Origin of the sequence: Colwellia sp. MB02u-10, assembly GCF_014077185.1 — a bacterium.
Lineage (GTDB): Bacteria > Pseudomonadota > Gammaproteobacteria > Enterobacterales > Alteromonadaceae > Cognaticolwellia.
Genome location: NZ_JACGVK010000109.1, coordinates 1 through 9,852, shown reverse-complemented (window position 1 = coordinate 9,852; position 9,852 = coordinate 1). Strand labels below are relative to the sequence as shown.

The following is a 9,852-nucleotide window of genomic DNA, read 5'->3' as shown; positions in this document are numbered from 1 at the left end:
CGACGAAATTACTTGCTTCATTCTATGCGTTAACTCACTTAATACTAAAAGTGAATACAATGATTCTGAAATTAATGAATAAGGATCAGTGTATTTAACTTGACGTGGGGAGTCATACCAACGCCTTGCTAAGCGGAAAATAATGGTTGGCTATAATCGCGAAGCGATGGCCAACTGTTATTTTTCCGTTTGAGCAACTTGTTAGCTGTAGATTAATTGCGGGGGTGTTCGTTACATTGCTGCTTTTTACCAAAAACACCAAACCAAAATGTAAGCTCCAAAGCAACACCTAAAACAACAAAGATAGCTATACCTTGAGAAAATCCGTAGCCATACGAAATAAGAGCAGCTAATAATAAACCCGCCAAAATTATCCATTTGTGTAATATTTTCATAAATCCCTCTTATTAAAACAATTAAGTACCAATTAAATATATGTGCAGAAGATTTTTTGAGCAACGGCAAGTCTGTAACATTATGTAATCACAACAGTACGGCAATACAGCTAACAGCTTATTATGGAGACTTCTCAGTAATGTCCGTCCCATAAAATTTATTTAATTGATATTAATATCCCATAATTTCATGTATTTAGGAAACATAAATATTAAATTATTGTCATAAATTGGATATTACTGAGAAGTCTCAGTAATATCCAAGATAAGATTTAATCTTATTATTAATATAATCAATTGGTTAAAAGAGAAGCGGAGTGTTTTCTGATTATTACTGAGACTTCTCAGTAATATGATCCGAACAATTCATTAAAAAATATATGGTAAATACTTTTGGGCTAATGTCTTCAATGCGCACAAAGTTAGCATTAATAATTAGATGATGAACGACCGCTTTGGTGGCATTGTTCACACTCAGGCTGAGCGACTTACTGACAAAAAACCATCATAAAAAGTCCCATATACTCATCTGTGGGGAACGTCCGCTATCGTATCTTTGCTGACCTAATTAACAGTACGATTAGGTCAAATCAAAAATTGAAAAGTGTAAGATAGAATACGATCTACTTCACTTGATGGGTTTACTTTTTTAACGGTATATAGTTTTGAACCACGTACCTGTCTCGGCTTGTACACCATTATCTTTTTCTTTATCAATGCATCACTCGTGCGTCAGTATGTGTACATCAAACTTTAGCTTGTTTAATATCTAATCCAAAAGCCTTTATTGTACTTTTCAGTGATGCTAGGGCTTCTGTAAAGTTCAGCTCTTTATCCTGAATTTGCTTTTCAATGCGACTTAACTGGTCTTCAACAATCCCTACCGATGCAGATAGTGCAACTGCACTATAAGCTTTAGCGTAGCCTCGTATTTTAGCGAAAGCCAAATGAATATACGTCTCAAGGGAGTGCAATTGCGTATGCCCTGTCCACTCTCTTAACTGTAATTTGAAAGCTTCAGCATTAAGTAGGTGTTTTCTAAAATCATCAGCATTAGTAACATCTTCATGTTGCTGAATAATTTCAATAAGCTTGTTAGTAATAAAAGCATGACGATATAGGTGCGGGTGAAGTTCACCTTTGATACCTAATTCCTTTTTCCACTTATTTAGATAAGTCGTCCATGAGTCCGCTTTAAAAGGCTCACCAGTTTTTGTTGCTATGAATAAGAAGCCATGGTCTTTATCTCCAGTGAGCCCTTTCTTCTTCATGATTTTGCGACGATATTTCATGTATTGTGCAATATCAGTAACAAGCGTATGGGGAATGGGCACATGCCTTGTAGTTTGTTCGTCTTTACGCTTTAGCGTGTGCATTTTAAGGGACGGCTCGATCATACCTCTAGCGTCTTTGAAATCATCCACGGTTACGAGATGAAGTTCTACTACACGAGCACCTGTTTGCTCCATTAATTGATACAGAGCTATATCGCGATAACGAACTGCTTTATTGACATTGGTTTGTATAAAACTCCATACCTTTAGCGCGTCTTTTTCTCCAACTGGTAATCGTCTTTTGACAGCATCTTTGCTTGGCAGACAAATATGTGAAGTAGCGGTAACTTCTTTTTTGTGCCTGCTTCCCTCAATTGAAATTTTGTGAGTTGTCTCAACCACCTTAATGGCATTGGCTTTGTCTTTGCCAATAAACAGTTTTAAATCATGGTACTCTTGGACAAATTCAAGAAATTTAAGGCATCGAATGCCGACTTCCAAAACCCTATTGTTACTTTTAACCTTTTCACCATTAGGATGTTTCTCGCTTTGCAATCCCTGTATAAACAAGCGAAAAGTAGCATCTGTTAAGTCTCTAAAACGGTTAAGATGGGTTGCACTTTCGACGTGATAGACCAAAGCTATAATACTGTTGGCATACGTCCTGATTGTCTGGTATTTCAATCCTTCTTCTAGCAATTTATGAATATACATGTTGGCTTCATAGCAAGGCACACCATTTTTATAGGTGACAAACGGTATGTCCCTTGGTCTATAAAATGTCAATTTTCCATCAAAACCTAGATGTGACCAACGAGAAAAATCCTTTAGTTTAACTACAGGCATCAGACTTCCCCATGGTTAACATAATTAAGCTGCGCCTCAACTTTCTTATTAATATCTTTGTAGCGCTTTAAACGTTCTTCTTCCGTCCAATCTTGTAATGCCATTGCTTTTAAGTGTGAGCGCATTTCTTTAATGACTGTATTCAATAGGAAATTACTTTGCTGAGTGATAGCAAGCGTTTCTTCTGCTGATGTTAGCTTTTGTCTTGCACTCTCTTCATTGCTCTTTTTTATTTTTCCTTTTAAAGCTTTCTCTATGGCGTTACGAGCATTAATTCTGAGTACATCAAAACCACCACCACGGCCATCATCAAAACCGTCATCAAACAACAAGTCTGAATGGGTTTTAACGGTATTGATTGAAACAACACCGATGTGTCGTTCTACATTTTCATACTTGGCTAAGCCACCTTGCGATTTAAGCGCTTTTACCAGGTCATCATTGTTTTTAAATTCATCTGGCGATTTGATAATTTCCAATAACAGAGCTTCGGTTGCCAGTATTGTTTTTTGATTGGTTTCTTTATTCTTTTTCATTGTTATGTTTCTTACACTGCTTTTACTTGGAATGCTAAATTAAAAGTTTCTCGAACCTGGCCGTCTTCGTCGGTAACTTTGAAGAAATTCGGCTCCAAGCTGATTTCACCCGTTTTCAGTAACTCTTCAAGGTTCGATTCCAGATTTGCCTCTGCTTTCAATTGGTCAATATGCGGAGTAGTTATGTCGTCGTCATCTGCCAGGTCGATGACGCTTTCCAAGTCATCAATAACCACAGCACCAGCATTGTATTTTTTAGCTAGCGTTGCCTTTAACTCACCGATAGTTTTGAGTTTTTCTAGCTCACCATTCTTATTTAGTACACCTTGCACAATAACAGTGGCCTTAACCCCATTGAGGATATCGCCCACTTCATTGCTTGATATGTAATGATATAAGTGTGACATATCTGTATGTCCGAGCATCCAACGCAAGGCTTCAAGTCCTTGAAAACGTTTTTGCCAGAAGAACAGCAAGGCAAAGAATCGACGTAACTGATGCTGTCTCACGTACTGTCGTCTTAGCTCTCCATTGTTCATTTTAACAAGGGGGATTTCAAAGTAGTCACATATCGAATCGAGGTGAGCATTAAAGGTCTTAACAACAGGCTTGGTGAGGCGACAATTTCTTGCATCTAAGTTATTAAAAAGACCTAGGGTTTTCCCCTTAACAACCCCTTGCAATATAGCCGCCTCGTTAAACGCTTCGAGTCGCCAGATAATTTTAGCAAGAGAAACTGTAATAGGTCTTTGAATGATTTTATTAGTCGATATCTTACCGCCATTCCCAGACTTTTTGAGTTTAAAAATGAGATTGTATTCAATATCCTCATTCCCCTCCTCAAATGGGCTTTTATTTGGTGACAAATTACCACTGCTTTCTAAAGATACTAACTCATCTTGTCGTCTTGCTGTAATAATACCGGTAAGGTACTGACAACTCCCTATGAGTACGCTGTAAAGCTCAAATAAACTATCATTATTCCGTATAGCGTCGTACTTGTCAGCATCAAAAACGTCAAAAGGTAAAACCTGTCGAATACCCATCACCTTAACCGCTTTTTCATTCAACATACTCATTACTTTGGTTTTCATAAAGTTACCACGTTCAGTTATTGACATATTTTGATGAACTTCAGGAATGAACTTACCGGATTTTCTATCAGGTCGCTCTTTGTTACTACCTGTTTTCGTGTTTTTGATAGCGCCTTGTGAGAGCGCCAACAAGCAAGCACCCAAAATATCTTGTTGGTACTTAAGAACAAATTCAAAAGATTGTCGAGTGAGTTTAAAGACCACGTCAGGGTGCAAGGTTTGAGTACGGATCGTGGTTTTTAACGTCACTAAATCATTAATTTTTCTTATGCTAAGTATTTTTATTGCATCAGGGAGTGGTGAACTTGCGTTGTCCTTGAATATGTTGGTGTTAATCAACTTAGCCACTGAGATGTAGATGCTAATTGTCCCATCTGCGGCTGACGTTTCTGCGTTTTCGGTGTTAAAAGGGATATATTCAGTGGCTCGTGCTTTTTCGGCAAGCCATAACTCAGGCGAGGTAGGAATAAATAGGAGTGGAGATACTATTTTCCCCTCAAAGAGCTGCATTGCGAGCACATCACCACTGCCTTGTTTCCTAGGTTGCCCCCTATATTTATAATAACCTTGGGCGTAAAGCCAGCAACATGCCTTAACGCGCTCTTCTTTTGTTAAATAAAGCGTTAAATCGTCTTCTACTATATCTCTATTCACAAAGGGATATGTGCTTACAAAATCATCTACCTGCTCCTGCGTGATGCTGTTCACGTGCGCTTTAACTAACTTTACGATGCGACCTGTAAAATCATAGATCCCATTGGTTGCCCCATCCTCCACCATTGCTTTAAACAGAGACAACCAGAAGTCAGCAGTGATGTGGCTAAGGTGATACCGACTTAACTCTAATGCGGCTGAGCGCAATAAAATGGCATCAATTAATGACAGGACCTTACCTACATTCATTTTTACTGTGGTAATTTTGATGACTGCCCCTCCATTTTCAAGTGGGTCAGACACCGCTAGCAACCAGTTTTTAAAAGCATTTAGCAGAGGTTTATGCTTAGAGTGAGTAAGAGGAAAACCATCGTCAAGCGTCACAGATGACCAGTCAACAACTTTATTCTTTTGACCAAAATTCATAACAGTGACATCATCACCATACTCACTTTTATACCAATAAGGCATTTCATCGGTCTGGTCGTAAATGTGGGTAAAATGATTGCCAATTTCACGCTGCAAAGTGAAATCTTGGTTTTCAACAGCGTAGTGAAGCGTTTCAGTTAATTCTTCGCTATTTAGCTCATGAAGTCCGACTTTCCTTTCCTTCAAGTTATTTACAATCAGTTTTAACATGTTAACGCTCCAGCGATCAGTTGAGTGTCAAGCGGGTTGTTACTTGCTATAGCTATAAGTTGCGATCGCTCCGCATTGATTGTGCTTTCACGCGCATCTTCGGTAAGAATGAGCGTAGCAGCCTCATACCAGGTTGATACTATGTCACGAAAATTTTGACCATCCTGTATTTCTTTTGAACTGTCAACGATGCTCTTGATGGCAATTAGGACTCTCATCACATTTTTAGTAATGGTCAGAGTTACCTCATCAAATCGTTCTCGGGGTTCTTCCTTATCAACAAGAGATAGCGTTGCGTTATTTTTGAATTTACCAAACAATTTAGGTATATCGTGAATACCGTGGTTTTGTAGAAATTCATCGAGGTTTTCAGGTTTAATATCAACCGCTTCAAAAAGGTAGTCCGACTCCTGCATTGCGATGTAAAAAAACGCATTTTGAAATTGGCGTATCCACCTTGCATTGAAAAAAGCCATCAATGCAGAGGGAAGGTATTTATTTAATAAATCTACATTGACCGTTTCATGCCCCAACACCTCTGCTACTTCGCGCAAAGAGTGGCTTTTAATGTACGTGCGAATAGCTCGGAGTTTACGAGCTGAACGTAAGCCTACAGATTTAGATAGCAATAACTTATCACCTTCATTCATACTGCTAGAGTAGTTATACACCCACTGCCGATAGGCGCTACTCATGGGGGCACTGCCGATATTCACGCAAAAATTATCGCTCCAACTTGATTTTTTCAAATCAGCCCTGATTAACATATAACGCCACGCGTTTTCATGATATTCATATGTGCTCGGGTTTGCTTTTAGATACTGTCGAGCAAGTTCTGTGTGAGCAATTAACGTCTTAACAATGGATTGACTGTATTTATTAAGAATAATGTCTTGTTGAGCTTTCGCTGCCCCCTTTCGGTTTTTATCAACGACAATTACATAACTACCACCAACTTGCTTATACCCTGTCATTTGTCCGTTCTTATCAAACAACTCCCAATTCTTAAGTGCAGAAGGTGTGAGTCGGGGGTGCTCCAAAACTAACAATGTACACAGTGCACCTAGCGTAGTAGTGGTGGGTAGGTTTAATTCATCCACTAATGCAGAGGAAGAAAGATGATCACTGTTTGTATGAGTCCCTCCCAAAAATAAATTATAGCTTTTACCGACTCCGCCGATACCATAGGTATAGAATGTGGCAATAGTATTATCTAGATTGTCATAACCCACGGGGACGTATTCATTTTTTTTAACACGGCCACCGACACCTCTAATTGGCTTCACTCTACCGGTTTTTGCCAATTCAAGGTTGCGCTCGTGTCTTTCTTTTATGCGTTCAAAAACAGCATGATAGGATCCGCGAACATGCTCTTCGCTCTCTCGTAACCTGTCCTCGATGATTTGGATGGCTGCCTCATCTTTTATGTGCAGAGGGATAGAGGCAAGCCACAGTTGCTCTTCGCTGGATGTTAACTTACCACCCGAAGCTATTTTAGCTAGAGGCTGAGAGTCTTCTTTGAATAAAGGAGTTAAAATGGGTCGAAATGGCTCATCAATGAGCCCAGAGTCAATAAAGCATATTTTGAAAGTTTTAATCAACCTAGCCCAGGTCTTAAAAAAAGTTGCGCTTTTATTGCCCTTCGCTAAATAGCGACTAAACGAATGCAACATGACCCTCTCAAGAAATGCACTCAATTTATTAGTTTTTAGCTGAGCGCGCAAAATATCTTCGCTACTACAATGCTCTGTAAACGAATTTAAAAGAACCGTGAGCGCATGAATATGATCATTAAGGGTTGTGCATTTTTGTGTTATTCCATACTCGTAAGCATGACGATAAATATCAGCAGTCAGGTCATCACCAAAGGTTTCATGAAATTCACCAATTGCAAAGTTAAAGACTTTACCTTCCTTTGATGTTAGTTTCCAACCATCAAGGTACACGAGGCGCTCTGGGCTGACCTGTAAACTTTTGAATTCAGCAATACACTTCCCGATGCCTTCGTTCACCTTAAATTCTGAAAGCTTAGGTGTATCGATTTCATCCTTAATAAATGCGTTAAAGGTTCTGATGACTTGTTGTGTCACGGGGTATGCTGCATTGCATTCGTATTGCGAGTACATAAAGCCGACAAAACCACGCAATTGCTTCAATAGAGACTCAGGACTATTTAGAATATCCAATGCTTCATAACCAGCCGCTTTAAAGGTTGAAATGTAAGCTGCATAGTTGTTTACTACCAAACCTCCACAACATTGAGGTGCATTAGCTGAGAGTAGCCTTTTAAAAGCTGGTGACAGTGCCTTTTGTACAGCTGGTAATGATTTAATAGCGATTGGGTTCAAGATGTAATAGTCTTTTTATTATGATGTATATTCAGTATCCCTAAATATTGATAATTGTCAATAATAAAACTCTTGGTAATTGCTTTATTTTTCTTTTATTTGAATAGCTTAGGGTTAGTTGATTGATTTTATTGTTAGGAAATAATAATAAAGCCTTTTATCAACTATGCCAACATATGTTACCAAACTATCATCAATTAGAGCTAATGACTCGTATATACCTTACTGAGCTTGAAAAAAACGGCAGTATTTATCAATAAACACTGCCGCTTATTAATGCCTTTAGCTATATAAAAAGTGTCTAGATCAAGAGCAGTATAGGTTAAGTGTCAGCGTGAGACTCATCTATAAACAAACGCTTCTATTTCTGCCACTATTTTTAGCTTGATATAAGGCGGTATTAGCTTGTTCAAATATCGCTGCCCAGTTTAATTCCTCTTCTCGTTGTACTACACCAATGGAAACAGAAATATTAGGTAAATAGGCTTTTGAGTCTCTTTGCATCAGTTTTAATTGTGAAATCGCTAACCTGATATTTTCTGCAACTTGATGTGCCTGCGTTTTGGTTTTATTTACCATAACAACAACAAATTCCTCACCACCAAAGCGAACGGCAATATCGTTATCCGATATAGATGATGTAATCACTTTTGCAATGCGCTGAATCACCCTATCGCCAATAACCTGACCAAACTGATCATTCAAATTTTTGAAATGGTCAATATCTATTGCTAATGAAGAATGTACTTGTTCAATATCTAATTCTTTTAACTTAATATCACAGCCACGACGATTATATAAACCGGTTAAAGAATCAACTATTACTTCATTACGTGACGCTTGAAGCTTAGATTTTAAAAAATTAACTTCACCACAAGTCCTGGTCAGATCTAAAGATAAGTCGGTATGCTGTTGTTGAGAAAATGTAATATTTTTCATCAAAAAGGCAACAATATTTTGCATAGATTTATGGTGTTCATGTTTAGAAAGTGCTTTTTTAGCTTTTATTAAGTTAGAAGTTGCCGCTTTAGCACTATCTACTTGTAAATTAATTTTTTCGAGAGTAGAAGTTAAAGACTTCTCAATCGGTTCAAGTATTTGTCTATCGATGATATGAGAATTAGAAATATACTTTTCAAATAAACCTTCAATAAAAGTTAAATCAACCTCCTGAAAGGTTTGGACATGCCTCTCTAACTCTGCGGTTAACTTTTCATTACGCTTACTAATATGCAGATAAGTGACTGAATAATTTACTGGACTAGCTGGGATTTGGTAATGAGATAAAAATTCGTTTGTTGATTCACTAAACTTCAATGCCTCATCAAAATTATCTTTAATAAGCACGAGCGCTCCTTAAGAGTATATTTATTATTTTAATGTTAATCATTACTTGTTAATTAACAAGACTAAACATGTAAATTAAATGTTACCTGTCTTGATGAGAATATCTAAATTAGCGACGTTCAACAAGCATTAAAATGCTAAATTTCACTTGTTATAACTTTTCCCCTAATAATTAAATTTTTTATATCAACTTTTTAGCCTATAAGAAAATCATCATGGCTTAGAATAAAAATTTATTGTATTGAGATAATTAGAACAGCTCTTCAAAATGGCGATTAATTCATCAAATTGACAATAAAATAAATATTAGTCGTGTGAAAATTAAAAATATTAAAAATTTTCTTGGCCCTTAATTGTGCGATCTTAAACACATCAGACTTATACCAATTACATTAAGCTTTTGATCTAATGACTTTTATTTTATCTCTCTCAATATAAGCATTACGAGCCCTTTTGATCGTATTGATGTTAAGTCCCTTATCGCTAAGGAAAAAAATGGACGCATGCGCGTACATCTAATGGCACTTTCTCATATAAAAGAAGGTGCTAATAATTCACAAACCGCAAGAAACCTCCATATTAGCCGTCGTATTATTATACCAATTCCGATAATTTTGTGATCTAATATCCTTAACAAAGGATTACTACATATGACTCAAAATTTATCACAAATTATTGCCACTACGACTAATGGTAGACTACGGATCCGATTACTTGCC

6 protein-coding genes and 1 pseudogene are annotated in these 9,852 nt (G+C 37.4%); 1 reads left to right on the top strand and 6 read right to left on the bottom strand.

Annotation, left to right across the window (positions count from 1 at the left end; genetic code table 11):
- Nucleotides 1–212: 212 nt before the first annotated feature.
- The 5 genes from H4J59_RS07070 to H4J59_RS07050 all read right to left on the bottom strand — a co-directional run bounded on the left by H4J59_RS07070 (nt 213) and on the right by H4J59_RS07050 (nt 7,786).
- Entirely contained in the window at nt 213–395 is a 183-nt protein-coding gene (locus H4J59_RS07070) for a hypothetical protein (RefSeq protein ID WP_182238031.1), read from the bottom strand.
- 746 nt (nt 396–1,141) lie between these two features.
- Nucleotides 1,142–2,515: a site-specific integrase gene (locus H4J59_RS07065; protein WP_182238029.1), complete on the bottom strand. Its 1,374-nt coding sequence runs from the start codon at nt 2,513–2,515 to the stop codon at nt 1,142–1,144.
- Nucleotides 2,515–3,051: a hypothetical protein gene (locus H4J59_RS07060; protein ID WP_182238027.1), complete on the bottom strand. Its 537-nt coding sequence runs from the start codon at nt 3,049–3,051 to the stop codon at nt 2,515–2,517. The genes H4J59_RS07065 and H4J59_RS07060 overlap by 1 nt, the downstream gene beginning before the upstream one ends.
- An 11-nt stretch (nt 3,052–3,062) precedes the next feature.
- Complete coding sequence (locus tag H4J59_RS07055) at nt 3,063–5,438, bottom strand: integrase (RefSeq protein ID WP_182238025.1); 2,376 nt, start codon at nt 5,436–5,438, stop codon at nt 3,063–3,065.
- Nucleotides 5,432–7,786, bottom strand: coding sequence for a hypothetical protein (locus H4J59_RS07050; protein WP_182238023.1), 2,355 nt, complete (start codon nt 7,784–7,786; stop codon nt 5,432–5,434). The genes H4J59_RS07055 and H4J59_RS07050 overlap by 7 nt, the downstream gene beginning before the upstream one ends.
- A gap of 143 nt (nt 7,787–7,929) precedes the next feature.
- On the opposite strand from H4J59_RS07050, the pseudogene H4J59_RS19375 reads away from it, so the two are divergent.
- Nucleotides 7,930–8,046 (top strand): annotated as a pseudogene (locus tag H4J59_RS19375) (metal-dependent hydrolase); the annotation flags it as partial.
- An 85-nt stretch (nt 8,047–8,131) separates the two neighbouring features.
- Here H4J59_RS19375 and H4J59_RS07045 read toward each other — a convergent pair.
- Nucleotides 8,132–9,133: a GGDEF domain-containing protein gene (locus tag H4J59_RS07045; RefSeq protein WP_182238021.1), complete on the bottom strand. Its 1,002-nt coding sequence runs from the start codon at nt 9,131–9,133 to the stop codon at nt 8,132–8,134.
- Nucleotides 9,134–9,852: the final 719 nt, after the last annotated feature.

Excerpts from the sequence above, each read along its gene's own strand:
- H4J59_RS07070 (WP_182238031.1), bottom strand. The coding sequence starts at position 395 with ATGAAAATATTACACAAATGGATAATTTTGGCGGGTTTATTATTAGCT.
- H4J59_RS07055 (WP_182238025.1), bottom strand. The coding sequence starts at position 5,438 with ATGTTAAAACTGATTGTAAATAACTTGAAGGAAAGGAAAGTCGGACTT.
- H4J59_RS07065 (WP_182238029.1), bottom strand. The coding sequence starts at position 2,515 with ATGCCTGTAGTTAAACTAAAGGATTTTTCTCGTTGGTCACATCTAGGT.
- H4J59_RS07060 (WP_182238027.1), bottom strand. The coding sequence starts at position 3,051 with ATGAAAAAGAATAAAGAAACCAATCAAAAAACAATACTGGCAACCGAA.